This is a genomic window from Bowmanella denitrificans (assembly GCF_002887595.1).
Classification (GTDB): Bacteria; Pseudomonadota; Gammaproteobacteria; order Enterobacterales; family Alteromonadaceae; genus Bowmanella; species Bowmanella denitrificans.
This window is the reverse complement of record NZ_PEBU01000001.1, coordinates 154,537-181,292: the sequence shown is the minus strand read 5'-3', so window position 1 is coordinate 181,292 and position 26,756 is coordinate 154,537. Positions and strand designations below refer to the sequence as shown.

At 52.6% G+C, this 26,756-nt stretch carries 31 protein-coding genes; 8 read left to right on the top strand and 23 right to left on the bottom strand.

Annotated elements, in window-relative coordinates:
* Positions 1 to 2: 2 nt before the first annotated feature.
* The 3 genes from CSR04_RS00935 to chrA all read right to left on the bottom strand — a co-directional run bounded on the left by CSR04_RS00935 (position 3) and on the right by chrA (position 3,061).
* Positions 3 to 701, bottom strand: a complete 699-nt coding sequence (locus tag CSR04_RS00935; RefSeq protein WP_102794353.1) for a pirin family protein — start codon at positions 699 to 701, stop codon at positions 3 to 5.
* Between the two features lie 89 nt (positions 702 to 790).
* Complete coding sequence (locus CSR04_RS00930; RefSeq protein ID WP_102794352.1) at positions 791 to 1,705, bottom strand: LysR family transcriptional regulator; 915 nt, start codon at positions 1,703 to 1,705, stop codon at positions 791 to 793.
* Positions 1,706 to 1,858: 153 nt separating this feature from the next.
* Complete coding sequence (gene chrA / locus CSR04_RS00925) at positions 1,859 to 3,061, bottom strand: chromate efflux transporter (RefSeq protein WP_102794351.1); 1,203 nt, start codon at positions 3,059 to 3,061, stop codon at positions 1,859 to 1,861.
* Between the two features lie 133 nt (positions 3,062 to 3,194).
* On the opposite strand from chrA, the gene CSR04_RS00920 reads away from it, so the two are divergent.
* Positions 3,195 to 4,217 (top strand): zinc-binding dehydrogenase, encoded by a 1,023-nt coding sequence (locus tag CSR04_RS00920; RefSeq protein ID WP_102794350.1) that lies wholly within the window; start codon positions 3,195 to 3,197, stop codon positions 4,215 to 4,217.
* A 48-nt stretch (positions 4,218 to 4,265) separates the two neighbouring features.
* Here CSR04_RS00920 and CSR04_RS00915 read toward each other — a convergent pair whose 3' ends face one another.
* From CSR04_RS00915 to CSR04_RS00870, 10 genes are all read right to left on the bottom strand, one after another.
* Positions 4,266 to 4,658 (bottom strand): hypothetical protein, encoded by a 393-nt coding sequence (locus CSR04_RS00915; RefSeq protein ID WP_102794349.1) that lies wholly within the window; start codon positions 4,656 to 4,658, stop codon positions 4,266 to 4,268.
* A 2-nt stretch (positions 4,659 to 4,660) separates the two neighbouring features.
* Positions 4,661 to 5,113: a RidA family protein gene (locus CSR04_RS00910; protein ID WP_102794348.1), complete on the bottom strand. Its 453-nt coding sequence runs from the start codon at positions 5,111 to 5,113 to the stop codon at positions 4,661 to 4,663.
* Positions 5,114 to 5,167: 54 nt separating this feature from the next.
* Complete coding sequence (locus CSR04_RS00905) at positions 5,168 to 6,076, bottom strand: AraC family transcriptional regulator (protein ID WP_102794347.1); 909 nt, start codon at positions 6,074 to 6,076, stop codon at positions 5,168 to 5,170.
* A gap of 77 nt (positions 6,077 to 6,153) precedes the next feature.
* Entirely contained in the window at positions 6,154 to 6,984 is an 831-nt protein-coding gene (locus CSR04_RS00900) for a sulfurtransferase (protein WP_102794346.1), read from the bottom strand.
* Positions 6,985 to 6,991: 7 nt separating this feature from the next.
* A complete protein-coding gene (locus tag CSR04_RS00895) occupies positions 6,992 to 7,729 on the bottom strand; it encodes an MliC family protein (RefSeq protein ID WP_102794345.1) in 738 nt (245 codons plus the stop codon).
* A gap of 33 nt (positions 7,730 to 7,762) precedes the next feature.
* A complete protein-coding gene (gene fos / locus CSR04_RS00890; RefSeq protein WP_102794344.1) occupies positions 7,763 to 8,161 on the bottom strand; it encodes a fosfomycin resistance glutathione transferase in 399 nt (132 codons plus the stop codon).
* A 63-nt stretch (positions 8,162 to 8,224) separates the two neighbouring features.
* Complete coding sequence (locus tag CSR04_RS00885; RefSeq protein ID WP_102794343.1) at positions 8,225 to 8,803, bottom strand: NAD(P)H-dependent oxidoreductase; 579 nt, start codon at positions 8,801 to 8,803, stop codon at positions 8,225 to 8,227.
* Positions 8,804 to 8,849: 46 nt separating this feature from the next.
* Positions 8,850 to 9,206 (bottom strand): MerR family transcriptional regulator, encoded by a 357-nt coding sequence (locus tag CSR04_RS00880; protein WP_102794342.1) that lies wholly within the window; start codon positions 9,204 to 9,206, stop codon positions 8,850 to 8,852.
* 69 nt (positions 9,207 to 9,275) lie between these two features.
* On the bottom strand, positions 9,276 to 9,560 hold the full coding sequence (locus CSR04_RS00875) for a YciI family protein (protein ID WP_102794341.1): 285 nt from the start codon (positions 9,558 to 9,560) through the stop codon (positions 9,276 to 9,278).
* A 42-nt stretch (positions 9,561 to 9,602) separates the two neighbouring features.
* A complete protein-coding gene (locus CSR04_RS00870; RefSeq protein WP_102794340.1) occupies positions 9,603 to 10,493 on the bottom strand; it encodes a LysR family transcriptional regulator in 891 nt (296 codons plus the stop codon).
* Between the two features lie 137 nt (positions 10,494 to 10,630).
* Here CSR04_RS00870 and CSR04_RS00865 point away from each other — a divergent pair, with 137 nt between their 5' ends.
* Together CSR04_RS00865 and CSR04_RS00860 are read left to right on the top strand one after the other, a co-directional pair.
* Positions 10,631 to 11,848 (top strand): MFS transporter, encoded by a 1,218-nt coding sequence (locus CSR04_RS00865; RefSeq protein WP_216362484.1) that lies wholly within the window; start codon positions 10,631 to 10,633, stop codon positions 11,846 to 11,848.
* A gap of 224 nt (positions 11,849 to 12,072) precedes the next feature.
* Positions 12,073 to 13,134 carry an SGNH/GDSL hydrolase family protein gene (locus CSR04_RS00860; protein WP_245921269.1) on the top strand — a complete coding sequence of 354 codons (1,062 nt, stop codon included), beginning with the start codon at positions 12,073 to 12,075 and terminating at the stop codon, positions 13,132 to 13,134.
* A gap of 44 nt (positions 13,135 to 13,178) precedes the next feature.
* Here the strand turns inward: CSR04_RS00860 and CSR04_RS00855 are convergent, their stop codons facing one another.
* The 9 genes from CSR04_RS00855 to CSR04_RS00815 all read right to left on the bottom strand — a co-directional run bounded on the left by CSR04_RS00855 (position 13,179) and on the right by CSR04_RS00815 (position 20,830).
* Positions 13,179 to 13,919, bottom strand: coding sequence for a class I SAM-dependent methyltransferase (locus CSR04_RS00855; protein WP_102794338.1), 741 nt, complete (start codon positions 13,917 to 13,919; stop codon positions 13,179 to 13,181).
* Positions 13,920 to 14,017: 98 nt separating this feature from the next.
* The gene (locus CSR04_RS00850) at positions 14,018 to 14,419 is read right to left on the bottom strand and encodes a VOC family protein (RefSeq protein ID WP_102794337.1); all 402 of its coding nucleotides are present in this window, start codon (positions 14,417 to 14,419) and stop codon (positions 14,018 to 14,020) included.
* A gap of 19 nt (positions 14,420 to 14,438) precedes the next feature.
* The gene (locus tag CSR04_RS00845; RefSeq protein WP_102794843.1) at positions 14,439 to 16,331 is read right to left on the bottom strand and encodes a propionyl-CoA synthetase; all 1,893 of its coding nucleotides are present in this window, start codon (positions 16,329 to 16,331) and stop codon (positions 14,439 to 14,441) included.
* Positions 16,332 to 16,499: 168 nt separating this feature from the next.
* On the bottom strand, positions 16,500 to 16,952 hold the full coding sequence (locus tag CSR04_RS00840) for an SRPBCC family protein (RefSeq protein ID WP_102794336.1): 453 nt from the start codon (positions 16,950 to 16,952) through the stop codon (positions 16,500 to 16,502).
* A gap of 147 nt (positions 16,953 to 17,099) precedes the next feature.
* Positions 17,100 to 17,705, bottom strand: a complete 606-nt coding sequence (locus tag CSR04_RS00835; RefSeq protein ID WP_172449195.1) for a DUF998 domain-containing protein — start codon at positions 17,703 to 17,705, stop codon at positions 17,100 to 17,102.
* A gap of 33 nt (positions 17,706 to 17,738) precedes the next feature.
* A complete protein-coding gene (locus CSR04_RS00830) occupies positions 17,739 to 18,845 on the bottom strand; it encodes a serine hydrolase domain-containing protein (protein ID WP_102794334.1) in 1,107 nt (368 codons plus the stop codon).
* Positions 18,846 to 18,976: 131 nt separating this feature from the next.
* Complete coding sequence (locus CSR04_RS00825; protein WP_102794333.1) at positions 18,977 to 19,294, bottom strand: hypothetical protein; 318 nt, start codon at positions 19,292 to 19,294, stop codon at positions 18,977 to 18,979.
* Positions 19,295 to 19,372: 78 nt separating this feature from the next.
* On the bottom strand, positions 19,373 to 19,963 hold the full coding sequence (locus tag CSR04_RS00820) for a hypothetical protein (protein ID WP_102794332.1): 591 nt from the start codon (positions 19,961 to 19,963) through the stop codon (positions 19,373 to 19,375).
* A gap of 69 nt (positions 19,964 to 20,032) precedes the next feature.
* A complete protein-coding gene (locus CSR04_RS00815; protein WP_102794331.1) occupies positions 20,033 to 20,830 on the bottom strand; it encodes an alpha/beta fold hydrolase in 798 nt (265 codons plus the stop codon).
* Between the two features lie 131 nt (positions 20,831 to 20,961).
* Between CSR04_RS00815 and CSR04_RS00810 the strand changes: the two genes are divergently transcribed.
* Positions 20,962 to 21,873 (top strand): LysR family transcriptional regulator, encoded by a 912-nt coding sequence (locus CSR04_RS00810; protein WP_102794330.1) that lies wholly within the window; start codon positions 20,962 to 20,964, stop codon positions 21,871 to 21,873.
* Between the two features lie 145 nt (positions 21,874 to 22,018).
* Positions 22,019 to 22,711: a tellurite resistance TerB family protein gene (locus CSR04_RS00805; RefSeq protein WP_102794329.1), complete on the top strand. Its 693-nt coding sequence runs from the start codon at positions 22,019 to 22,021 to the stop codon at positions 22,709 to 22,711.
* Positions 22,712 to 22,736: 25 nt separating this feature from the next.
* Here CSR04_RS00805 and CSR04_RS00800 read toward each other — a convergent pair whose 3' ends face one another.
* Entirely contained in the window at positions 22,737 to 23,606 is an 870-nt protein-coding gene (locus tag CSR04_RS00800; protein WP_102794328.1) for a TetR/AcrR family transcriptional regulator, read from the bottom strand.
* Positions 23,607 to 23,718: 112 nt separating this feature from the next.
* Here CSR04_RS00800 and CSR04_RS00795 point away from each other — a divergent pair, with 112 nt between their 5' ends.
* From CSR04_RS00795 to CSR04_RS00785, 3 genes are all read left to right on the top strand, one after another.
* Positions 23,719 to 25,392, top strand: a complete 1,674-nt coding sequence (locus CSR04_RS00795; protein WP_102794327.1) for an ABC transporter ATP-binding protein — start codon at positions 23,719 to 23,721, stop codon at positions 25,390 to 25,392.
* 151 nt (positions 25,393 to 25,543) lie between these two features.
* On the top strand, positions 25,544 to 26,272 hold the full coding sequence (locus tag CSR04_RS00790; RefSeq protein ID WP_102794326.1) for an HNH endonuclease family protein: 729 nt from the start codon (positions 25,544 to 25,546) through the stop codon (positions 26,270 to 26,272).
* Positions 26,273 to 26,365: 93 nt separating this feature from the next.
* Positions 26,366 to 26,509, top strand: coding sequence for an isocitrate lyase/phosphoenolpyruvate mutase family protein (locus tag CSR04_RS00785; protein WP_146027078.1), 144 nt, complete (start codon positions 26,366 to 26,368; stop codon positions 26,507 to 26,509).
* Positions 26,510 to 26,756 lie beyond the last annotated feature (247 nt).

The following is a 26,756-nucleotide window of genomic DNA, read 5'->3' as shown; positions in this document are numbered from 1 at the left end:
AGTCAGCTCGCCTGCTCCGGCAAATCAAACCACAGCGCCTGCAAGTCTGTATCGGCTTGTAAAACCAATGCGTCGCTTCGCACCAGGCCAACACCATCGCCACCTTGCAAGCGTTGCTGGCCGCTGTGCGCTTGGCCACTGAGCATGTGCAAATAGCCGCTACGGCTACCCACATACAGCTCGATGCTCTCCCCTGCCGGCAGCGCAAGGCGCGACAAAGTGGCATCCTGGCGGATAGACAAGCTGCCATCTCTGCCATCTGGCGTCACCAGTGCCGTGAGTTTGCCATGCTGCTTGATGGTCGCCTGTTGGTAGCCAGGTTTGACGCCCCGTACATTGGGTTGGATCCAGATTTGCAGGAAATGCACTGTGTCGGTGCGCGAGGCATTATATTCTGAGTGCAGAATACCGCTGCCAGCACTCATTAACTGCACGTCTCCGGCAGGAATATTAAACTCATTGCCGGTACTGTCCTTATGCTGCAGAGCCCCTTCCAGCACATAGGATATAATCTCCATATCCCGGTGGCCGTGCGTATCAAAGCCAGCTCCACCCCGCACTCTGTCATCGTTGATCACCCGCAGTGCAGAGATGCCCATATGCTGAGCATCATGGTAATGGCCAAATGAAAAAGTATGGCGGCTGTCCAGCCAACCGAAGTTGGCGCGCCCGCGGCTGTCGGCAAGTCTGATGTAATCCATGATTATTCCTCGGATTGAAGTTTACATGGCCTTACTATAGAAACGAATTTAGAGAACTTAAATTAGATAAAACTCGAAGTTATATTCGCTTAATTAGAATCTTGCAATTGCTCAGCCGTCAACATGGATTCTGACTGATAACGCAGCTCGCCAATAAAGGTGCGGGCCGCCGGTCCCAGGCGGTCGCCATCGGCAAAGCACAGGTACAGCTGAGCGGTGCGCTTTGCGCCCTGCGCCAGAGGTAATGGCTTCAGCAGGCCGGATTGCAGCTCCGCTTCAATGGCCGGCAGCGGTAACCAGGCATAACCAAAACCTTTACTGATCATATCGATAGAGGTGCGCATATGGCTTACTGTCCAACGTTGGTCGGCACCAAGCCAGCCTTCGTCCTTGCCACTGGTGCTGGCAGAATCCCTGACCACAATCTGTCGGTGTGACTTAAGATCCTCAAAACTTAAGTCCTGTTCCTGCTGGTGTAAGGCATGCAGTGGGTTGGCGACGGCAAGAAATTCGATCTGACAAAACTCTTCGTTAAAGCCGTTGGCCAGGGTGACCGGGGATATGGCAATATCGACTCTGGCATCTTCCAGCAGTTCCCGGGCACCGCTAAGCACGGTCTCCATCAATTCTATGCGCAGCAGGGGAAATTGTGCTGACACAGTATCGAGCACTCTATACAGCAATGCCTGAGGGAAGACTTCGTCCACCGCAATTTTCAACTGCGTTTCTGTTCCTGCGCCTAAACCGGCCGCCACGGCTTCCAGCTTGGCTGCCTCTTCCAACAGGTAATTTGCCCTGCGCAGCATTAACTCGCCGGCCTGGGTCAGCCGGACTTTACGCCCCTGCACCTTAAGCAATTTAACACCCAGCGAGTCTTCCAGTTTCTGCACGGCATGATGGATAGTGGACTGGCTTTTATGAATCGCATCACCGGCCTGACTGAAACCACCGTGTTCCACCACCGCACGAAACATGCGCCACTGTCCCAGGGTTGTTTTTAGCATCTCGTCTGCCTCACCTTGTTTGGGATAGCCAGAGTGCCGATCATCTTCAGCACAGCAGAATCGGCTATTGTATTCGATTTAGTCAAATCAGGATGGCATATATGATGCCGTTTGTCCCAGAAAATAGAGCGATTGGTGAGCTAACGACAATGCTTAATGCCAGCCCAGACCTGCCGCCACAGCACACAAGAGCACCAGTAAGTAGGGCGGTATCCGGGTAAACTGCAAAAGCGCGAAGCTGAGTAACGCCAGCAATAAATCCTGCATAGATAAAATAGCACTGCTGAGTACCGGCTGGATAAACGCGGCCAGTAACACCCCCACCACTGCTGCATTGACCCCACTAAGCGCCTGGCGAACCCCATGGCGCTTTCGCAGTTCAGACCAAAAAGGCAACACCCCCAATACCAGAATAAACGCAGGTAGAAAAATAGCGCTAAGCGCAATTAAGGCTCCTAACCAGGGGGAATGACCGGGAACGGCAAAGGCCCCCAGAAAGGCTGAGAAGGTGAACAACGGCCCAGGTACGGCCTGGGCGGCACCATAACCGGCCAGAAAAGTATCCTGCGCGACCATATCAGGTACCAGCTCCGCTTCAAGCAGGGGTAACACCACATGACCGCCACCAAAGACTAAAGCGCCACTGCGGTAAAAGCTGTCAAATAACCACAATGCAGGTTGGTGAAACAGATTGGCCAGGACAGGTAACAACAGCAGGAGCAGAAAGAACGTTAGTAGCAACAAGCCCGCCAGGGGTTTACTGATAACCGCTTGCAGCGGGGTGCTGTCGTTTTTGAGAGGTGGAAGAGTGAGTATAAATTTACCTGCCAGTGCCCCCAGTCCAATCGCCAGCAATTGCCAACCCGCCCCTGGTAGCCAAAGCAAGATCAGGCATACAACGAATGCCAGCGTTTTTCGTGGTATATCCGGGCAAAGCGTTTTTCCCATGCCCAGTATGGCTTGGGCCACCACCGCGACAGCCAGCACTTTAAGGCCATGTAGCCAGTTTGAACCCAAGCTGTTGCTGAGATCGTGCAGATACAAGGCAAAGCAAAACAACGCCAGTGCCGAGGGCAGGGTAAATCCCAGCCAGGCGGCCAATGCCCCGGCAACCCCACCACGTTGCAAACCAATGGCAATACCCACCTGACTGCTGGCCGGGCCGGGCAGAAACTGGCATAACGCCAGCAACTCGGCATAAGCCTGCTCGGAAAGCCATTGGCGCTTGTACACAAATTCCTGACGAAAATAGCCCAGGTGAGCAATGGGGCCACCGAAAGACGTCAGTCCCAGACGTAAAAACACAGCAAAGATCGCCCAAAAGTGGTGTTGAACCGGATGAGATGCTGCAGGCATAACCAGGGTTTTGATATTCAGACCTGGCGCCTACTATAGCCAGCTGTGTTTCCACCATCAATGCCACTGAAGCTATTCATTGTGCCCGTATGCCGATAAGGTTAATCTGAAAAAAACCATAAGGATTGCCAATATGGAAACCAACCTGGGCCTGGCCCTGAAACTGCTTGAAGATACCCTGGCACCCTTTCAACAGCGTCTGCAACTGGTTGAAAAACCTGTGGTCATGCCACAAAAAGGCCAGGTACTGGTGAAAATGCTGGCAAGCCCTGTTAACCCTTCCGATCTGGTGTATCTGCGTGGTCAATATGGCTTACCTCCACAGGATGGTACCTACGCAGGTTTTGAAGGCTGTGGTGAGGTGATAGCCGCCAATGCCGGACTATATGGGCGTTGGCTGGTGGGCAAACGGGTCGCCTTGTCGGCTCAACCTGGTCAGGACGGCCTCTGGGCACGATATGCCTGTACCCTGGCCAGTTATTGTTTGCCGCTGCGCAAAGACATTGATAATGCCCAGGGCGCTACATTAATTGTCAATCCGCTGACATCCATATGTTTACTGGACAGAGCCAGAAAGCTGGGGGCCAAAGCTATAGTGATTAATGCTGCGGCCAGTCAGGTTGGCAAAGGCTTGATTCGTTATGCACAGAAACTGGGCATCAAGACCCTGGCAACGGTGCGTAGTCAAGCCAATGTGGAGACACTCAAAGCGCTTGGGGCTGACTGGGTACTGCTGACCAGCGCCGAGGATTTTTCTGAACAGTTAAAACAGGCAGTGCAGGCCAGTGGGGCGTCGGTATTAATGGATGCGGTGGCTGACGATGACACCGCCAGAGTGCTCAGGCAGATGCCCGCCGGCAGCACCGCCATTGTGTATGGCCGCCTGCAGGAAAGTCAGGATCCTCTGGGCGGAAAATTCAGCGTGGCGGATGTCATCTTCCGCGGCATCAGCATTGAAGGCTTCTGGCTGGCCCGCACCCTCAAACATGCCCCCATTTGGAAAGTGCTGAATCTGAACCGCAAGGTACAGCAGCTGTTTGCCGACGGCACTTTCCACACTGACATTTATGCCGAATGCGGGTTTGACGATTTTATAGCGGCCCTGGAGCATTACGCTGAGCACAAAAGTGACGGTAAAGTGCTTCTATGCCCTTAGGGGCTGTTTATCTTATCGTACTCGAAAGGTAAACAGCCCATGGGCAGGCTAAGGCATGCGCCGCCACACTTCCTGCTCAACCAGTTTGCCGTCCTGCCAACGTTTTTTCTGCCACAGGTCGCCGTCTAACACATAGTCAAAGCGAAACTGGCCGTCGGCCGGGACGGGGTAAGAAGTATGCACCGGGCGCTCAGCATACGTGCTGTCGGTAGCCTCAAAATCGCCGGCACCGGCCGCCCAGAATTTGCCATCGGCCATGGTGATAAAGCTGAAGTGATTATCCGATACCACCTTAATGGCGCTGAGTTTCAGTCCTTCGTAATCAATGGTTTGCCCTTGCTCATCCACATAAAATCCGGACACCAACTGCCAGCTGCCTTTTAGGGAATGGGCCAGTACACTGTTGGCAAACAGCGCAAACACTAACACCAGGTATTTCATATTCAGTTTTCTCCTTTTTCTGCCAGTAGTACTTGTACTTCCACTTCAATTAAAAGCTCTTCACTATACAGGCGCTCCACCTGAACCCAGGTAGCGCTTGGGTAACTGCCATGGGTAAAGAAGGTTTTGCGCAAATCCTGCGCCTTTTTCAACGCTTCCATGTCCAGGGTGTAAATGGTCTCCCTGATGATGGCCCTGGTATCAGTGCCATAGTCGGCCAGAATTTCGCCAATAGTCTGATAACAACTTTGCAGTTGTGCTGCCACATCGCCACCGGCGCCAACAATGCCAGACAAATAGAGTTGATCACCGACTCTGCTGACCATGCTGAAGCCGATTTCCTGCTCAAAAGGCGCATAGTGTTTACGCTCAATAACCTGTGAATTGGGGGCACTCTGACATTCACCCACACCTAGCGTTATACAAAACAAACTGGCTACTAACCATTTCAACATTTTATCCTCCGGGCAAAAGGAGGACTAAAACACAAGATGTTCTAATTTAACAAATTATTCAATCTTATTTTGTTGTGAATTAACATGTTGAATTTCTGAATATCCCGATTTCTCACGTTGTTTAGGTGTCAGCAGGAGAAATATATCGCTGGCAGCCTGGCTGGCCGGTACATCAGGGTAAAAACTAAGACGCTGCAGAACCAAAGGATAGTTCCCTGCTTTATAGGGCTGTTCTGGTAACCACTGACCATACAGGTACCGAATCGCTGCTTCCAGTAGCTGGTCCCCACCTTGTATGCTCAGCCTGGCATAGGTGCCGGCCGGTAGGGCGCTGGTGCAAATATCTTGCCCTGTTATGGGCTCGTTATTCTTATACTCGCATGCCAGGCCGAAGCGATAGTTATCGGGGGGCGTCTCGGTGGGATCATCGTATAGCAGATTAAAGGTAGCACTTTTAGACGGCGGCAGATGATTTGCCTTACGCCAGTCAATAAAACGCTGGATGCTCTGCCCAAGCCGCTGCGCAGGCCCCTGATGAATCAACAATGCGATAGGAGTAAGTGGGCGTTGCACCAGTTCAACCTGGTAATCGGAAGTGGACATGATTCTTGTCTCCTGAACAGATGGGTGATGCCACCATTGCCAATCAGGATGGCGGCGAAACGCAGAAGGACTCTGACCACTGGCCTGACGGAAGGCACGTGAGAATCCCTCCAGGCTCTGGTAGCCATTATCCAGGGCGATGTCAGTAATGCTGAGCTGCTGGCGAAATGCCAACTGCCAGGTTGCACGCTGCAGACGCAATTGGCGGATGTAGGCATTTAAGCCAATACCCATCTGAGCGGAGAATAGCCGACTGAAATGAAAAGGGGACTGATGCGCCAGTTGGCACAACTCTTCCAGGCGCAGATCCTGAGCCAGATGACGCTCGATATATTCACAAACAGCTTGCAGATTTGGCATAGGTGTCACTCGTTGACTTTGCCCAAAGCTTACCCGGCGTGTTTATCTGCTGCTTGACCCATCTTGCGCAATTTAGGTTAAGCTACCGGCAAATCCGGTCGTGCACCCCACTCGGTCCAGGAGCCGTCGTAAAGACTCAGCGCGCGATGTCCGCAAGCATAAGCCGCCAGCAACAGTACACAGGCCGTTACCCCTGAGCCACAACTGCACACCAGTTGTTTTTCATCGGTTAGCCCCACAGCAGCAAACTGCGCCTGCAGCTGACTAACCGGCAATAGGCAACCTTGCTGTTGTAAGCTGGTAAAGGGCAAATTAGCAGAACCGGGAATATGACCTGCGCGCAATCCCGCGCGCGGTTCCGGCTGGGTGCCGGTAAAGCGTCCGACAGAGCGCGCATCCAGTACCAGATAGTCGGGCTGTTCTGCTGCCGCTAAAACCTGTTCAGCGCTGAGCAACGCATTGCTCTGCAAATTCGCCATATAGTGTTTGGCTGATGCTGGAACGGCATATTGAGTGGCCAGTGCACCGCCTTCGGCCTGCCATTTTGGCAATCCACCATCCAATACGTAAACCTTCTCATGGCCCATACATTTGAACATCCACCAGGCGCGTGGTGCTGAATAAAGTCCCTGATTGTCATACACCACAATCAGGCTATCGTTGCCAATCCCCAGGTTGCCGACCAAATCGGCAAACAGCTCAGCTTCAGGCATGGTATGAGGTAACGGTGAGTCTGGCTGGCAAATCTGCTTATCTATATCAAAGCGTATGGCGCCAGCAATGCTGCGAATCTCATTGCTGGCCGGTTGGCCAGGCATTGGCATACTGGCATCCAGCAGCACCAGATTGGCATCTGTCTTGTGTGTAGCCAGCCATGCTGTGCTGACGGTGACTTGATGATTGTGCATATGCTGACTACTCAGGCTCGCCGCGCTTGTCTACCGGGGTGACCAATATCTCAATCTGTAAAGGTTGGCCCTGAGTCAGAACTTTACACAGGTTGCTGGGGCTGTGCTGACACTCGCCCATATGGGTACGACGCTGGCCATCCAGTACGAATAGAGTGAGATAATAACCTTGCTCAGGGGCCAGTTTAATATTCTGGCCCAGCACGAAATTCTGCCTGGTCACAAATTCCTGCACATGGGAGAAATCTTCAATAATCAGGCTATCCACCAAATCAGCGGCCTTATCGGCCAGTCTGGGATCATACTTAAACAGATTGAGTTCCAGTCGTCTGCCATCAAAGGAACCCACGGCTTTAGGAATGACAAATTCACCAACGACCTGAGCTGCCACCGGATGTACCACCATCGACACTTCTTTGCAGCGCTCCAGGGTTTCACCCTTTGCGTCCATCAGCATGGCTTCACTGCCCGGGCCGCTGCCCTTAGTCCACCAGGTGAGCTGCTGGCCCTGATACTTTGCCCCGCTGGCGCTTTGGCTTAGTTGCAAGGGGTGGATCTTTTGCTGATAACGGATACTGGCTTTTTGCGCTGTGGCATAGGCGGCGTCGACCATATTGCCGCTCTCGCACTGGTAGGACACTGATGGCAGAAAATCCTGCTCGGCGGCTGGTGGCTCTGGGTTTTGCGCCGGACTGCAGGCAAACAGCAGCGACGAGGGCAATAACCAAAACAGTGAATTTCTCATAACCGATTCCTTATGCCGTTTAAGCTCAATCTATCACAGCCAGCTCAACCCCGAATAGGGTTGTTTATGCAGGCTTTGCAGACGACTGGCCAGACTACCTTCGTGGGCTTCCAGTTTGTGGCCATCAGGATCGAGAAAATACACCGAGGCGCCTTCGCTGTGATTGTCTTTCCAGATGGGAGTGTTATTTTGCTGCAGTCGTTCCCGGAATGCCGCGAAATCCTCTGCTGCCAGGGTAAAAGCCAGGTGACTGTAGTCTTGTGCCGGTGCGGGTGTATCCACCGACAGGCACAACCACAGTTCCCCCAGGCTCAGATAAGCGCCTTTGTCCCAGCGTACATGACCGCTAAAGCCGAGCACCTTAAGGTAAAAATGCAATGACCGATCAAGGTCGGCCACTGCTACAGTGATATGGTTTAGTCCTTTAAGCATTGGCTGTCTGATAATCTGAGTTGTTGTCACAAACTATCGATAATTACCTATCTTTACAAGGGGTTAAAGAGCTTGTTGTCCGTATTGGCGGACTTGTCGCAGCCACTGTTGTCGCTGCTGCTCTGTGGCGCTAATCATCGGGCCGTACAAATTGGGCCTGGCAGATTTGATGCCGCAAAACGCCAGGGTGGTGATTTGCAGTTGCTTGCTGGCGGGCGCACCTTGTATCCAGCGAAAATACCAGGCTGGGGTGTCTAATGTCAGTATGATGCGCGCCGTTTTGCCGCTCAGCAATTTTTGCTGCATTTTCATGCCCTTTTCGTATTTAAAAGCAAAGCCGGGCAATAATGTACGGTCAAATAAGCCCTTGAACTTGGCTGGCAGGGCCCCCCACCAAACAGGGGTAAAAATCACTATATGTTCCGCCCAGGCCAACTGGCGCTGAAACTCCTGAAGGCAAGGTTCAAGGGGCTGGGCCTTTGCATAGCCGTGGCAAAGGTCAGGGTTGAAGTCCATCTGTGACAGATAACTTAGTTGCACTTCGTGCAGTGAGCCAGCCCCTTGTTGATAAGCCGTCGCCAGTTGTTCGCTAAAACTGCCTGTGCGTGGACTGCCACTGATAACCAGAATACGTTTTTTCATAGTTGCTCCTTCCTGCAAACGGAAGGGGCAGTCTAGGCTCTACCCTTTAGGGCAGAGTCAAGGCACAGTGGCCAATTTCCTGGCAGCACGCGTCCAGTCGCTTAATACGAGCTTGGGTTTGTTTGATCTCGGTTTCCAGCTCTTGCCGTACTTCCTGCAGGAAGCGGTGAACTTGTGGCCAATCCAGGCCCTTGTCATTTACACGCATCACCGGCTGCAGACGCGCCAGACTGATGCCAAGCAGCCTGGCTTCGCGGATCAGGTGCAGAGCGTCAATATGACTTTGCTCATAGACCCGGTACTTACCCAGGCGCTTTGGTGGTGTAATCAATCCTTTGGCTTCGTACAGTCGTATCGCCTTAATAGTCAGCCCGGTCAGGCTGGCGACTTTTCCTATATACATAAATGCCCCTATGGTGCGACCAGCTAAGCCGCTATTTGTCAGGTGGTGTGAAGGCTGAAAACCGCTGCATTATAAAAACTGCTCAAAGCCGGGTTGCATCTTGCTCGGTACAAAAGGATAAATGTCATAGCTGGCGACACCTTCGCGCTGAAAAGGGTCCTGTGCCAGTATCCTTTCCAGTGTTGCCTGATCTTCTCCGCGGGCCAGTATCACGCCACCGGTACGCGGTACCCTGCGACCTGAGGCAATAAAGCTGCCAGCGGCGTATTGGCGATCGAGAAATTCAATGTGCTCTGCCAGCAGGGCTTCAATCTGTTCCAATGGTTGAATATAAGTGAGCAAGACAACAAACATACCTGTTCCTTCTTATTTCTACTGTGTGATTGTTGGGAAAAATCAGAGCGTTTTAAATCGCTCGGCCAGAAATTCAACAAATCGCTTAACCCGCGGCGGTCTCGGCCCGGTGCCCGGATAGACGGCACTGAGTGGGGCGGAATCGCCCAGCCAATCAGGCAGCAACTGTAGCAGATTCCCTGCTTGCAGGTCCTGATACACATCCAGATGACTTTTATAGGCTATTCCGCGCCCCAGCAAGGCCCATTCACGCACAAATGAACCATCGTTACATACCCTGTCACCTTTTACCTCTACCACCACCGCATCACTGCCCTGATGAAAGGCCCAGCGGCGGTAAGCTCGCTCCTGGCTCTGAAAAATAAGGCAATTGTGATTAAGTAGATCCTGCGGATGTTGCAGTGGCGGATGCGAATCAACATAGCTCCGGCTGGCCACCAGAACTCGGCGGTTATCCAGTAAACGTCTGGCCACCAGGGCTGAGTCGGGTAACTCACCATAGCGCAGGGCCAAGTCCAGCGGCTCCGACACCAGATCGCGCACCACATCACCGGCCAGCAGGGTAAAGTAAACCTGCGGATGAGCTGACTGAAATTCATCCATCAGTGGTATTAACCATTGCCGGGCTAAATCTACCGATGCGGTCAGGCGAATCTCTCCGCCAATTTCAGCACAATCATGGTGGACCACATACTGTGCGTCTTCCAGCAAACTCAGACCCTGGGCAATTTTATCGTGAAACAATTGCCCTTCAGGGGTCAGGCGTAAATTACGGGTATTGCGTTCCACCAATTTTACCCGGAGCTGTGTTTCCAGGCGCTTAAGGCTGACACTGGCCACAGCCGGTGTGCGCCCAAGTAATCTTGCTGCAGCACTGAGTGAGCCTTGACGGGCTGCTTCAACAAACATTTGCAGATCATCCAGTCGATTCATTTTCAATATTTCTTTGAGAGTGTTTTATTGAATACCGCAATTATCATTTGGTCCGGCCGCATCCACAATAGCCAGATTGTTTTTGTGAGTGAGATTGCTATGTACAAGTGTCAGATTGCTTCAGCAGGTTTTGACTTATGAATCAGGCCAACCCCCCCCGATTGCCAGCTGCTTTGCTGGCCCTGACTGTCGGTGCCTTTGGTATTGGGGTGACCGAATTTGTAATTATGGGATTGCTGCTGGAGGTCAGCCAGGATCTGCAGGTCAGCGTACCGGACGCCGGCATGTTGATCTCTGGCTACGCTCTGGGTGTGGTAGTTGGTGCACCATTAATGACCAGCTTAACGGCAGCCTGGCCACACAAGCGGACACTGCTGGCGTTAATGTTGGTATTTACCCTGGGTAACATTGGCTGTGCTATGGCGCCGGATTACAGCACCCTAATGCTGGCAAGGGTGGTAACGGCTTTTGCTCATGGCACCTTTTTTGGAGTGGGGGCCATTGTTGCCACTTCTGTGGTCGCTCCTGAACGCAGAGCCTCGGCCATTGCTATTATGTTCACCGGCCTGACCGTCGCCAATATTCTCGGCGTGCCCTTTGGCACCTGGCTTGGCCAAATGGTGAGCTGGCGGGCCACCTTCTGGACCGTCAGTATCATTGGGGTGCTGGCATTGTTGGTGCTGTGGCGTTTTGTCCCGTCCAAGCAGGCCAAGACAGAGCGGGTTAACTGGCAGCAAGACCTGAAGGTATTGCGCCGGGCCCCGGTGTTATTGGGCTTGCTGACTACGGTGCTGGGCTTTGGTGGTGTGTTCGCCGTGCTGACTTATATCGCCCCGTTGCTGACCCAGTTAAGCGGCTTTAGCGAAAGTGCGGTATCGCCGATTTTGCTGTTGTTTGGTCTGGGTATGATTGTCGGTAATCTGCTCGGTGGCCGGGCTGCCGATAAGCGCCTGATGCCAGCTGTGCTGGGTAGCATGTTGCTGTTGGCGCTGGTGATGGCACTGATGAGTCTGGTGTTGCAAAGCCCGATGTGGATGTTGCTGTTTGTGCTGCTGTTGGGGGTAGCGTCCTTTGCCACTGCTGCACCATTGCAAATGTGGGTACTGAACAAAGCCCAGGGCGGCAGCCAAAGTCTGATTTCCAGTTTCAACATCGCAGCCTTTAACCTTGGTAATGCACTAGGAGCCTGGTTGGGCGGCTGGGTTATTGAGTCTGGCCCAGGATTAGCGGCAATTACCTGGGTAGCTGCACTGGTGCCGCTGGCGGCTGTCGCTACTGCGCTGCTAAGTCGCTATCTGGAAGCACCCATTCCCCGTTCAACTTCTATGCAGACCAATCCTTGTGTCTGTAAATAAATCAGGAGCTTTAAGGAATAAGTATGAAAGCAAGAGGCTACGTTTCTCATCGTGCAGTTTGCGCATTGATGGCATTGTTAATGGTGTGTGTTCCTTTAGTGAGTCACGCTGCACAGCGAGCAAAAAGTAATTGGGTCACCAGTTGGGCTGCAAGCCCTCAGCCAAGGTGGGACGGTGACTTTGCGTTGCCGGTAAGAGTACCCAATCAGCTCTGGAATCAAACTGTGCGCCAAGTGTTGCGCCTAAGTCTCGGTGGTCAGCGACTTAGGTTACGCATATCGAATCGATATGGCACCAAGCCGCTGCACATTGGCGCCGTATCTGCGGCACTAGTAGCAAATGGCGGAGCCATACAGCCAGATACAGCCAGGCAGGCACTGTTTGATGGGCAGGCCTATCTCACTGTACCCGTTGGCGCTGCAGTCATTAGTGATCCTATTGAGTTAAGTGTGGATGACTGTGCAGACGTTGCTGTTAGCCTGTATTTTCCTGAGCCCACGGCTCCTCAAACCTTTCATTGGGATGGTTTGCAAACGGCCTATATTGGTTCTGGTAATCAGGTGAACAACATTGATATGCAGGTTAGCGACACGTCAGAAACCCGTATGTTTGTCAGTAGCGTCATCGTGCAGCGTAGCGAACCTGCTAAAGCAGTCGTTGCCTTTGGGGACTCGATTACCGATGGCAATGCATCAAGTATTAACCGGAATCATCGCTGGCCGGATTTTTTAGCCAAACGCCTGGTAAAAGCCAATATCGCTGTTGTCAACGCCGGTATCTCTGGTGCCCGTATACTCGACACTGGTATGGGAGAAAATGCGTTGGCCAGATTTGAGCAGGATGTTATTGCCCACCCTGGCGTAGACAGCGTAATAGTGATGATGGGAATTAACGATATAGGTTGGCCTGGCTCGGCCTTAGCTCCACACAAAGAGCCGACAAGCGCGGAGCCGCTAATTACCGCATACCGGCAGTTGATCACATTGGCGCACTTGCATGACTTACGTATCATCGGCGCAACCCTGACCCCATTTGAAGGGGCTTTGCATGACTCCCCAATGCGGGGCTATTTTTCCGATGACAAAGAACAAGTTCGTCAGCAAGTAAACCATTGGATCCGTCACTCTGGTGAGTTTGATGGAGTATTAGACTTTGACGCCCTGACCAGGGATCCAAAGCACCCAGCTCGTTTCCTGCCACATTTTGATTCAGGAGACCATCTGCATCCGGGAGATAGTGGTTATCAGGCGATGGCTGAGGCGGTCAATTTACAGCTCTTTTACTAGGGGCTGGATTTGAACGAAATCTATACCTGAAAGATTAATAGCCCCTAGGATATCCGGTGGCTTTGGAAACACACCACCGGCTTGTATTGAATAAAGGCATCCCAGTAACCAGGCAGATAATCTGCCTGGGCGGCGGGGGACACCTGTACTTCCAGCCACTGCAATTCTGTTAGCCCGGCTTGTTTAAAGGCCTGTTCATGGGTCTGACGACTCAGATGATAATTGGTAATGGCCACCATCTGATCACCGGGTAAAAAGAAACGGTAACTAAATGGCATGCCTTCTTCGGTTGGGGCTGGGTCACGGGTAAAACCATAAGGGCGCATGCTGAGCAGCTCGCCACTGTAGTCCGGGTTACTGTTGATACCAATAAAACGTCCGCCTGGTTTCAGATGGTCGGCCACCACCTGACACATCAGGCTAAGATCATCAGCAGACTCAGCGTAGTTGAGCAAATAACTGGCAAATACCAGATCGAATTGCTTAGCCAGGGCCAGTTCACGCACATCGCAGCGAATATAATCGATACCCAGCGGGCGTTTGCTTTCCTGCTCGTTTGCCAGTGCTACCATGGCGGCGGAAATATCCACCCCCATAACCTGTGCTGCGCCCCGATAACGCAACATTCGGGTATGAAAACCTTCACCACAGGCCAGATCCAGTACCCGCATGCCACTCAGGTCGCCTACCAGTTCTGATAACATAAACATTTCAATATGTTGTCGCCAGGGGTGCAGCTTGGCTCGGCGGTATTCAGCGGCGATGCCGTTATAGTCTGTGGTCATGGCGGGCGTAACTTCCTTGTCAGTGACTTATCCTGAGTATGTTGGCCCCTTGCTGAAAGCGCAAATTGGTGTAGAAGGCTTTCGATTGAACCTGGCGACTATGATTCCTTTAGTTCAATGACATTGCCATCGGGGTCGGTAAAGTACAATGACAAACCATCGCCTTTGGCACCGAAGTTAACTTCAGCGGGGCCAAGCGGCTGAATGTCAAAGTCCCGAAGATGTTTAATCAGGGCTGCTTCGTCAAATGGGTGAATACGCAAGCATAGGTGGTCCATATTGCGTCCTTCTGTTTGCGCTGCTGCGCCGCCCCAGCGTCCCAGCTTGCCATCCAGGCTGATTAAATCGATCATGGAAGTTCCGGCGCGCAGATGCACCAGACCTAAATGTTCCTGGCGCTTGACCATGTCACAGCCCAGCACCTTTTGGTAGAAATCGATGCTGGTGGATAAGTCTCTGACCCTCAACACCAGATGGTCTATAGCTTCGATGTTAAACATTTTTCTCCCGACTGTTTGTTCAGACCCTGGCCAGTCCGCGTTGCCGCATCAGGCCTTCAATTTCAGCCAGGCTGGCAGGATCGTCAATAGTGGAAGGTACAGTGTAGTCCTGGCCATCGGCAATTTGCCGCAACAATTTGCGCAGTATTTTACCCGAGCGGGTTTTGGGCAGGCGCTGCACAATAAGCGCCCGCTGGAAACAGGCAATAGGGCCGATTTCACTGCGTACCATAACCACTAGTTCGTCCTGTAATTGTTGCTCATCTATTTGCACACCGTCTTTGAGTAGCACCAACCCGACCGGCACCTGGCCTTTAAGATCGTCCTGAATACCGATAACACTGCATTCCGCTACAGCAGGGTGGGCGGCCAGAATTTCTTCCATTTCACCGGTGGACAGCCGGTGTCCGGCCACGTTAATCACATCATCGGTGCGGCCCATAATAAAGACATAACCGTCATTGTCCTTGTAGCCCCCGTCGCCTGAACAGTAGTAACCCGGATAATCACGCAGATAGCCGGCACAGAAACGTTCATGGTTGCCCCAAATACTGGGCAGACAGCCTGGAGGCAAAGGTAACTTAATGGCGATAGCACCTTGCTGACCAGGTGGCAGTGCTTGTCCTGCACCATCCAGAATCTGCACATCAAAGCCGGGGACCGGCAGCGTGGCAGAGCCGGGTTTGGGCGGCATGTTTTCAATACCAACCGGGTTAGCACAAATAGCCCAGCCGGTTTCGGTTTGCCACCAATGATCAACCACAGGTTTACCCGTATGTTGCACCACCCAGTCATAGGTCGGGGGATCCAGCCGTTCACCAGCCATAAAGATTGTCTGTAAGCGGCCAAGATTGTAGCGCGCCAGCGTGCGCGCTTCGGGATCTTCTTTTTTGATGGCACGAAATGCGGTGGGCGCTGCAAACAGTGCTTTGACCCCGTATTCTTGCACTACCCGCCAGAATGCCCCGGCATCCGGCGTTTTAACCGGCTTGCCTTCGTACAGCACTGTAGTGCAACCAGCCAGTAATGGGCCGTACACAATGTAGGAATGGCCCACCACCCAACCGACATCCGAGGCGGCCCAGAACACCTCCCCCGGGCGCATATTGTAGATAGCCTGCATAGAGTACTTCAGCGCTACGGCGTGGCCGCCATTGTCTCTGATAACCCCTTTCGGCTTACCGGTGGTACCTGAGGTGTACAGAATATATAAAGGGTCGCTGCCCTGCACCGGCACGCAGTCAGCGGCTTTGGCATCTGACATTGCCTCATGCCAGTCCAGGTCGCGCCCGGGTATAAGCTTTGCAGGTGCTTGTTCGCGGGCCATTACAATACAGTGCAGCGGCTTATGGGTGGCCCTTTCTATGGCGGCATCCAGCATAGGTTTGTATTCGATGATTTTATTGACTTCGATTCCACAGGATGCCGACACCACAATCTTGGGCTGTGCATCGTCGATACGTAATGCCAACTCATGGGGAGCGAAGCCACCAAACACCACTGAATGAATGGCGCCCAACCGGGCAACCGCCAGCATGGCGACAAGTGCCTCTGGCACCATGGGCATATAGATCACGACCCGATCGCCTTTTTCCACCCCCCTGGCTTTCAGCACCCCGGCAAACAAGGTAACCTGTTCGAGTAAATCCGCATAGCTGAGCTTGAGTTTTTGCCCGCTGACCGGAGAATCGTAGATCACCGCAAGCTGTTCCCCCCGGCCCTGCTGCACATGCCAGTCCAATGCCATATAAGCGGTGTTCATACTGCCGTCGGCAAACCACCTGTGCATACCGTTTTCATCCTTACTGAGTATCTGCCGGGGCGCTTGATACCAGGGCAGGTTGGCGGCTTGGTCACGCCAGAAAGCCTGCGGATCGTCTAAGGCTCGTTGGTATTCACTTTGATAGGACATGGTCTGATTACTCTGGTTGCAGGGTTGGCCCCGTTTTAAGGCTAGGGCTGAATAATTATTATGCAACTGTAGACAAAGTGGCGGTATTTTGGCATCAGACTTAGGGATAATAGTGTAGATTGTCGACAAAAGGCGCATATCTTTGCGCCTTTGTCATTCGATTATGGCTTAATCCTGATCCGGAATGTCGGCTTCTACCAGCAAGGCCAGCAGCGCCAGCGACTCCTGCCAGCCCGCATAGCAAAATTCCGTTGGGATCGCCTCGGGCAGCCCTTCCTGTAAGATGTTGAGCTCGGTACCACACAGCACTTCTCGCAACTGAACGGTAACCTGCATCTGGCCGGGCATGTTTGGGTCGTCAAACTGATCGGTATAGCGGATCAGCTCACCAGGCTTAAGTTCCAGATAGCGGCCACCAAAGGCGTGGCTTTTGCCGGTGGCAAAGTTACAAAAAGACATTTTATAGCCACCGCCGACCTTGGCATCCATTTCATGTACCTTGCCGGTAAAGCCGTGCGGCGGTAACCACTTGACCATGGCATCGGGGTCAATAAAGGCGCGGTAAACTTTATCTGGTGCGGCGCGAAGCACGCGATGAAGACGTATGGTATTGCCTGACATGGGGTTCTCCTGTTTCGATTAAGAATAGCGTGACAACTTTCTTGTTATAGTCGAAGCCAACCGCACAGGTTCGACAGCTCAGGCAATATTTTTAGCCGTTTTATGCTATTGCCTGGTCGTTATTGCCCTATAAACAATCGTCAGGTATCAGCCCAGCCAAAGTTGCAGGGACAGCCCTCCCAGCCACAACAACTGGGCGCCATAGCTTAAACGTTGGTGTAATCCTGGCTGGGTTTTGGCTTTATAGGCCTTAGCCAGTGTGACACTGAACAGCACAGTGGCAACCACGCAAAGCAGTGAAAACCATTTAAACGCCCCTGGCAGATATTGGTTGGCCGGTAACAAAAAACTTAACAGCGGGGCAACTAATAAGCTCAGTAACATCAGCAGGCCCGCATAGGAGTGAATATTGCAGTGCAAACTTGGCGATAGCGTGTAGGGGTCGGCATCCATCGGGAACCAGCCCGCCACCCAGGTGGCCAGGCCATGCAGCACAATCATTACGCCCATCCATTGCAGTGCGGCAGCACCATCCGGTAACAGCAGGATATAAAGTCCAAACAGGACAAACATAAATCCTAGCGGATAGTTGTTGATCCGCGGCGACAGCTTTTGTGTCGGGCTTCCGGCTGCCCCCAGTTCACTGCAGAACTGGCGGCGATGGCTGTAACCGGGGTAAAAATTGGCTGCCAGCGCAACACCAAAACACATCCAAAGGCAGGCCAGCAGACCACTAAGCGCCAATATTTCCATGCTGATACTTCTCCTTGATGGTGATACTTGAACTTATAACAGTAAGGGCAGCAACAGGTTTCGGCTGATTCTGTGGTGAGTGGCATTGGCATATTTGTCTGAATAGCTGTTGAGTGTCAGTACTATCAGCAGGTCGCGTTCAGGAACATACTGCACCAGCGCGGTATAGCCAAAGTCTGTGCTGCCGCCCATCTGCCAGATGGACATACCGTTGGCCCCGCTGATGGCCCAGTTACCCAAGGTCCATTTCTTATTGGCAGGCAAAAATACCTGATGCCGCAGTGCCGCAGGTAATTGCTCACTGTCTTGCAATGCCCTGAACCAACGCTGTAAATCTTTGCTGGTGGACAGCATGCCACCGGCACCTTTCAGGGCCCAGGTCAAAGGTTTATCGTAGGTGCGCTCACCACTGTGCTGTCCGCCATAGCCCTTGGCAATAGGTTGGCTGTTCAGGCGTGGGTCGGTATAAAAGCCGGTACTGCGCAGCGCCAGGGGGCTGAGCAAACGTTGCTGCACAAATTGTTCAAACGTCTGACCGCTGACGCGTTCCACTATGGCCGCCAGCAAGGTATAGGCAGCGTTGGAGTAAGCAATATCACTGCCCGGCGGGCTAATTAGCGGCATAGCTAAAATACGCTGCTCGGCCTGTTCGCGGCTTATGGCCTCAAAGTCAGAATTGTTGTGAAAATTATCCAGCCCACTTTGGTGGGTCAGCAGTTGCAATATACTGATATCTTGCTTGTCTGTTGGGGCATCTGCATAGAAATGCCCGACAGAGTCTGATAACTGCAACTGGCCCTCTGCCTGTAAAAGTAAAACGGCAGCGGCAGTGAAGGTTTTGGCAATTGAGCCAATATCACTGAGGGTCTGATCGTTATTTAATTGCTGGCCTTTTTTATCCGCCTCACCGTAACTGCAATCCAGCACTTGCTGTTGCTGACGGCTAATCAGTACGGTGCCGCTGAAGGTACCTTGCTGATACTCCTCTGCCAGTGCCTGATCGAGGCGTTTGGCCATGTCGTTGGGCAATGCGCAAAAAGGATGAGGTGTTCGTTGAGTAACGGGATCAGATGGTGAGGTGCTGCAGCCACCTGCCAGCAGCAACATTAGTATGCTGGTGATGCCGACCAGGCTTTTCATGCTCTCTCCTTGGTATTTCGGGGCCAGCGAGTTATTGGCTGGGCCTCGGCGCTAAATCAGACAATCTGAGTCAAGATTAGACCTTAACTTGTTATCTGGCGTCAATTGTACTGGTCTTGTGCTGACGTTGTTTAAACATAAAAATCAAACTGTTGCATTAAGCCTAACTGGTTGTTGTGGTGAATAAAGGCCCCGCTGCGTCTGAGCCTGGCCTGACTCTCGCCATTCGGGGCTATCACTGCCTGTGTGTCGGCACCTTGCAATAGCAAGCCATTGACTTGCATCTGGGCAAGGGAAAAGATCCTGCCAGTGCCCGGCTGCCACCAGTAAAGTTGCTGGAACTGGCTGTCGCGACTGTCCAGCCAGCCGTCATGGTTTTGGTCCATGGCATGCATATCCGCCCAGGCATCGCCGCTTTGCAAGCCAAGCAACTCAGGCGCGCCATCCATTTTTGCGTTTTGATTGCGATCCAGAATCAGATAACCACTGTTGCCAACAGGTGTAGGGAGGCGATCAGCATTACCATCCTAGTCCAGATCAAAACCAGTGTGGCCGCTAAATTCCACCGCCCGCCAGTCGAAATTCAGCACCAGTGGGTCCTGCAACTGTGCCTGGGTCATCATTAAGGTTTGCTCGTGCACATTTAATTGCTGCCAGTAAAGCTCAGCATTAAGTGAAAGGGTTTCACCAGCGGCGGTATTTATTGTCATGGCCAGACCCAGTTGATAGGCCTGGTAATCATGGGTGCGTTCAACTATCAGTAACTGACGCTGTACCTTGTCTGCCTTGTCTGCCTTGTCTGGCATGGTATCAGCCTGACTTGAGCCTTGTGCTGGCTGCATATTGGCGCTGTACCAGTCCAACTTCTTACCACTGAGTAATTCAATCAGACGTTTTTTGATGCTCTGACGGTAGTCTGCGTCTATTTCCTGTCCGTCATTGCTGCGCTCTGCGGCAGCAGGCTGCGTAATGCCAGTGCCTGTTGCTGGCAACAGACTGGGCATCTCTGCTACAGAGGCTCCTGCGCTTGGATTAGGATTAAATAGTACCTGACGCTCCTGCCGATAATCCCGCTGCTGCGCCAGTGTCAATTCCGCCTGATAATATGTGACTTGCATACTACCCCCTTACTATTTTATCGACGGCAAGGGGGCGGTTTTTATACCACCTATGTGTCTGATTATTGCCTACCCATTATTGATAAAATCCACAAGGGCCTTAGCAAAAGCTTCAGGCTGCTCCACCGGCGTCATATGCACGGCTTCGAAGGTCATCAGTCTGGCATTGGATATTGTGCTGGCCATCAGTTCACTATGACTGGCAAGCGTCACTGGATCGTGCCGACCAGCAATAATCAGAGTGGGAAGTTCTATCAGGCTGACGGTGCGACGCATGTCCGTGTCGCGCACGGCTGCCAGGTTGGCGGCAATACCCTGCGTAGAGAGCGTCAATAGGTCATGGTAGAACTCCTCAACTCTGGTGGCTTGGGTCTGCCTGGTGCCACTGGAAAACCAGTTATTGATAAAGCCTGTGGCGGTCTCCTGTATGGTTTTCGCAGCTAATACTCCGCGGATTTTGCTGTCCCATTGTGGCGCAGGTCCCAGGTAGGAAGAGGTGTTTGCCAGTATCAGGCTGGCCAGTCGATGCGGAGCGTGAATACCTAACCACTGGCCAACAAAGCCACCTAAGGACAAGCCGCAAAAGTGCACGTCATTCAGTTGCAGATGGTCCATCAGTTCCAGTGCATCCCGGCCCAGCCGGTCCAATCCATAGCCACCAGCCGGTACACCGGAAGCCCCGTGACCACGGGCGTCATAGCGTAGAATGCGAAAGTGCGAACGCAGTAAAGGTATGAGCTCTTTCCACATCTGCATCGTGGTAGCGATAGAGTTGGAAAGCATCAGGACGGGTTTGTTGGTCGGGCCTTCAATTTGAAAGGCAATCTCACAGTCATCACCGGTCAAGAAAGCGCGTAATTGGTTCATGGATTGTTTCCTGCAATGTTAATGGATGACTTAGCAGAGAGACTCTTCAGCCAAGTCAGGCAGGAATTCTGATTGCATTCATTTTCTATTGATATTACAAAGTTTTTAATATCACTGTAGGAAAAATTGACATGTCGGCCTTTACCCTTCACGACCTTCAATGTTTCAATGCGGTCATCCTGGCCGGTGGATTTCAGGCCGCCGCCAGCCGCTTAAACCGCTCGCATCCTGCGGTTTTTGCCGCGGTAGGTAAACTGGAAAAGCAGTTAGGATTTTCGCTGCTGGACAGAAATGGCTACAAGGTTAAGCCAACTCAGGCGGGCCTCGACTTTAATCAGCGGGCACAGCTATTGTTGCAGGAAGCAGAAAGACTAAGTCTGCATGCCAGCCAGTTGGCGATGGGGACCGAAACCGAGCTGCGCATTGTCCTGGGGGACTTTTGCCCACGCCCTGTGTTGCTGGCCTGGCTAAGTGACTTTTTTGCCGGGCAGGCAGCCACCAGGCTGAGCTTATATTTTGAAGCTGTATCAGGGCCTGAGGAGCGTTTGCATGACGAGCAGGCCGATTTGATTTTTCATCAGGTGAATACCAATGACCCGCGCCTGGAATGGTTATCCTTAGGAAGAATTCAGTTTGTTCCGGTGGCCGCCCCAGGTTTTTTGCCCTTTGCCGTGACAGCGGATATTCGCCCGCAACAGATGCAACACCTGACACAATGTGTAATACGGGATACTGCTAACCACTCACCGCCAAATGACCACTTTTTAGTACCCGGCGCACCCCGCTGCTCGGTCGCCGATCACCTGATGAAAAAGGAGGTCATTCTGCATGGTTTGGCATGGGGCCATTTACCCCGCTATCTGGTTGAAGATGAAATTCGGCAGGGAAAATTGCACCTGCTCAGCGGTGATTTTTTAAAGGGCAGTCATGAACAACTGGTTGTCGCCCGCAGATCTGACCGGCCCGTTGGTCCGGTAGCCAGTGCATTGTGGGAGTGTCTGAAAATGCAGCGTTCTGTGCTGGTTTCGGCGTTAAGCCTGTGACTAAGGGGGATATGGTGCCGGGCCTGTGTGTTGATCCTTTACGGCGTGGTTGTCTTATCTATTAACAATTTAACTAGAGGCCTGGCTTTCAACTATTGGTTTGAAAAGATAGTCTCGACCCATAAGTAAACAACAAGGAGTAGCGATGAGTACATTAAAACTGCTCGACCAACTGCTGAAATCCGGCAGTGGCCAAAGTGTCAATGAGCTTAAAGGTAAGCTGGGCAATACTGGTGGTTTAGGCGGGTTGTCGCAAATGTTGTCCGGCAAAGGCGGTGCGGCATTGGGTGGTGGTGCACTGGGATTACTGCTGGGCAGTAAAAAAGGCCGCAAGCTGGGCGGTAAGGTACTGACCTATGGTGGTTTGGCTGCGCTGGGCGTGGTGGCTTATAAGGCCTATGGTAACTGGCAGAAAAACCAACAAGGGGCACAAACGGAGCCACAAACCATAGACCGTTTACCCGCGCCTCAGGCTGAGCAGCACGGGCGCGCCATTCTGGCAGCGGTGATTGCTGCTGCTAAGGCGGACGGACATATTGATGACCGTGAACGAGAGCTGATAGACCAGGAGGTGGCCAAGTTTACCCGTGATCAGGCTTTTATTCAGTGGGTGGATGCTGAGATAAAGTCACCGCTGGATCCAGAGCGTATCGCAGTATTGGCCACCAGCGAAGAAATGGCTGCCGAGATGTATCTGGCCAGTGTGTTGGTGGTAGACGAAGAAAGTTATATGGAACGCAGCTATCTGGACGAACTGGCCCGGCAACTGCGTTTATCGCCCGGTTTGGTGGCCGAGATAAAACACCAAGCCCGCGAAGCTGAACAGCTGTGTCAGTGACAGGGGCTAAAACGGCTCAACCCGATTAAATCAGCTCAACTGCCAGCAATTCTGCCAGCCTGGCGCGTTCCTCAGCCAGCTCAGGGTAGGGGCGCAGGTTGGCAATTAGCGCTCTTAGCAAGGCAACACTGGGATTCTCCAGGCTAGATTGCTGCTCAATTAAATCCAGGGTTTGGCTGACCAGTGTCTGCTCGTCACTGTCCAATTTAATGCATAAGCTACGTAGCTGTTTGAGGATGCGCTGGATCTGACTCTGCCGGTCTCCCGGCATAGGATTAATCACATAGATCTGTTCGGTCAGTACCGGCTCAGACTGCGATTGCTGTACGCCGTTCAAGGTCCAGCATGCTGAACGGCTGATAAAGGCAGCACAATGGACGTGGGAAAAGGTCATATTGTCCATGGTAATCAGCAGGGAAAATTCCTGAATCTGGCCATTAATCAGGGTTAACAGATCGTAACGCCAGGGACTGGCATCGTCGCCCAGGGCACGCTGCAGGATAGCCAGTTGCACCTGACAAAATTCTGCCCGACAGGTTTGAATCAATTGCAGCAGGTCATCATCCATGACCAGAGAGTCATCCGACATCCACATCTGTTGAAAGGCACGCTCCTCCTCGACCTGATGTAGCTGGCTCATCACATGCGCCTCCAGCAACGCCGGGCCGTGCAGGCGCTGATCGGCGAGTAACGCTTCTGCCGCTTGCTGGCTACGTTCAAACGACTGCACAAACAGGGCTTTAACAATGTCCAGCTTACTCTTGAAATACGAATAAACCGAGCCTTTGGCGATACCAGCCAGCTCCGCTATCTGGGCTATCGTGGTGTTTTTAATGCCCTGTTCGACAAACAACTTGTCGGCAGTTTGCAGTATCAGAGTGCGTTTATCTGTCATGGTGTTTCCTCCAGCGGGCACAATAACACAGTCATTTTGACCATCAAGTCATTTGACTTTGACCAATTAGTCAATTAAGGTTTTGACCAATTGGTCAATTGTGGGGGACATTATGTCATCTAAAACAACCCCGGGGGCATTTCGGTTTGTCCGTGCCTATTTGCCAGAACGCCGGGCTTTTATTGGCTTACTGGCGCTGACACTGCTGGCTACTGTGCTGGAATTGAGTGTGCCGTTAGTGGCACGGGATCTGATTGACCAGCTGACCGTTGGTAGTCATGACCTGGTGGTCACATCGTTCCTTGCGCTTCTGGTCATTCTGGCGGCGCTGGCAGAGTATCTGGCTTCGGTACAGGCCAGCCGCATGGGGTTGGATACGGTAAAAGGACTGCGTTTTCGTTTGATTGGTCACCTGGTCAGAGTGCAAACCATCAGTCTGCACCAACATCATAGCAGCGAGCTGGCCGCCAGGGTGATGGCCGATAGCGAAGAGCTGAATCAGGTATTCAGTACCGATTTGGCAGCACTGGTTGGCGGTGTTTTGTCATTTGTGGCGGTGCTTGGCGTGCTGCTGTGGTTGGACTGGCGGCTGACGTTAGTGATCCTGGGCTGTTTATTGGGTGGAGCGATACTGATCACACCCATCGCCTTGTCCATGAGCGGCCTGAACAAGCTGATTCTGCAATCGTATGCCGACCTGACTCGACAGTGCAGCGAGTGGTTCAGGCACCATGAGCTGGTAAAGGTGTATGGGGCTGACCATCAGGTGGATGCCCAGGCTCGTCAATCAATACAACAATACCGCAATCTGGCTTTGCGTGAGGCCAGGGGACTTTCGCTGATAGGCCCAATCAGCAATCTGGCGTTGATGGCCAGCCTGATTATCCTGATTGCCACATCCACTTACTGGATTGCCGATGGCAGTATGACCATGGGCACCTTTACGGCGTTTTTGCTGTATTTGTTTGGCCTGGCTTTTCCACTGATTAGCATGGGCATGTTCTTCGCCAATTATCAAAAGGCCTGCGGTGCGGCCGCGCGCTTGCAAACATTGCTGGACTTACCCCTTGAGTCCCCCCTTAAAACGGCAGCAGAACACAACATCAGCGCCTTGCAGGTACAAGGTGCGGATTTAAGCCTGGACGGGCACCGGATTTTGCGGCAACTGCAGTTGCCCAGAATGCATAAAGGCCTGGTGATTATCAGTGGCCCCAGCGGCAGCGGCAAGACCAGTCTGTTCAGGGTGCTACTCGGATTATATGCGCTGGATAAGGGCGAAGTCAGGGTCAATGATATCCCTTTGCAGGCCGAGCAACTGGCGAGCTTGCGCGGTCGTATGGCCTGGGTGGAGCAAGAGCCTGCGCTGTTTCAGGCGACGGTCAGGGAAAACCTCTGTCTGGGTCAGCAGGGCATTGCCAGTGAATTAGTCTATCTGGCGCTGATTGAAGCCGGCCTTGAGCCCTGGCTGACCCGCATCGGTGGCAATCTGGAACTGCCGTTAACAGAACAAAACCATCAACTGTCCGGCGGTGAGAAGCAGCGTTTTGCCTTGGCCAGAGCGCTGGTCAGGCCCTTTGATGTGCTGCTGTTAGACGAACCCACCTCGGCGCTGGATAAAGCCAATGCCCAGCAACTGATGAACAAGCTGCGGGAGATTGCCAAACACAAGCTAGTGCTGATGATTAGCCATGACAAGTCCCTGTTTTATCTGGCCGACCAGGTGCTAGAGATGGAAAACGGTCAGTTGGCCGAAAACGCTGCTGTGGTCAGGGCTGCGGCAGTTTAAGCAAGTCAATGATATTGCCAGGGCTGGCATTACCATGAAGCCTGTATGCAATGTGTTGCTGACTTATACCTCAGGCTGGCTTTTGATACTTTCGGTGCCATTCAGCTTCGGGTAGGATCGCGCCAGGCTCGGAGTTGGTTGGTAAGCTTAAATGCGGTTAAGTACAGTGTTGGCCCTGTGGCTGGTTTGTGTGTCGGTATGGGCCGATGAACCGGTTAAGTTGTCTGAGTCCGGGTTATGTCACCAACCCGGCAGCCGATTTTACAGCCGCACCCTGCATTTTAGCGCATTTGCCACCCTGGAAGCCTGTCTGGCCAATGGTGGCAGGTTGCCAGAGTCTGCCAGCCAGGCCGCCACGCCTCCCTCTGCTGATAACTATGATCGCAACGACTGGCCGCATTGGGTCGACAGTGACGGCGACTGTCAAAACACCCGTGCCGAGGTGCTGATTGCTCAATCACGCCTGCAAGTCAGCTTCGACGACGGTGAAACCTGCCGGGTATTGCTGGGTACCTGGCTTGACCCCTTCTCGGGGCAAATCCTGTCATCGGCCAGCGAATTGGATGTTGATCATATCGTACCGCTGAAATGGGCCAGCGCCCGTGGCGGCGGTGCCTGGCACAGAGAGCGTAAACGTGAATTTGCTAACGATATGGACAACCTGCTGGTAGTCAGTAATAGCCTTAACCGGGCAAAAGGCGCGCAGGGACCGGATCAATGGTTGCCGCCTAATCAAGCTTACCAATGTGAGTACATTCGCCGGTTTGACGAGGTGGTACAAAAGTACTTGCTGGTGTATCAAACCAGTGAACAAGTCTTTATGCAGGCACAACTTGCCAGTTGTGCAAGGAATACGCCCGCTAGAGCTGTTGCCCCGTAAGGCGGATTTTTTTATCTGTTGAGTTCCGCTTTCGTCATACCAGGCGGGTAAAATGCTGCTAACTTAGTCGCTTCATCAGCAAAGGAGATAATCATGCAAGCTGAGCACTTTTCCACCTTCAAGCAGTTGCATTATGCCGATTCGCCGTTGGTATTGGTTAATATTTGGGATGCCGGCGGTGCCGTTTTGCTGCAAGCAGCTGGCGCCAACGCACTTGCCACCGGTAGTGCGATATAGAGCGTGTTGACCTTTTGAGTATAGATTTTGTTCAAATCCAGCCCGTTTTGGTCACGACGCCGGGCTGCAGGCCTAGTGGGCCTAAGTCAAAGCCCGGCAACACCGAGCAAGAGGGGCTGGGTTGAACCCTTCGGGCAGCGCTTGTGGGCCCTTTCTACGGCGTTATTACTCTCTCATGTAGACTAACTACACCACGTTCGCGCTGCCTTGTATAAAAGGGCCCACAAACTGCTGCAAAATCATACTC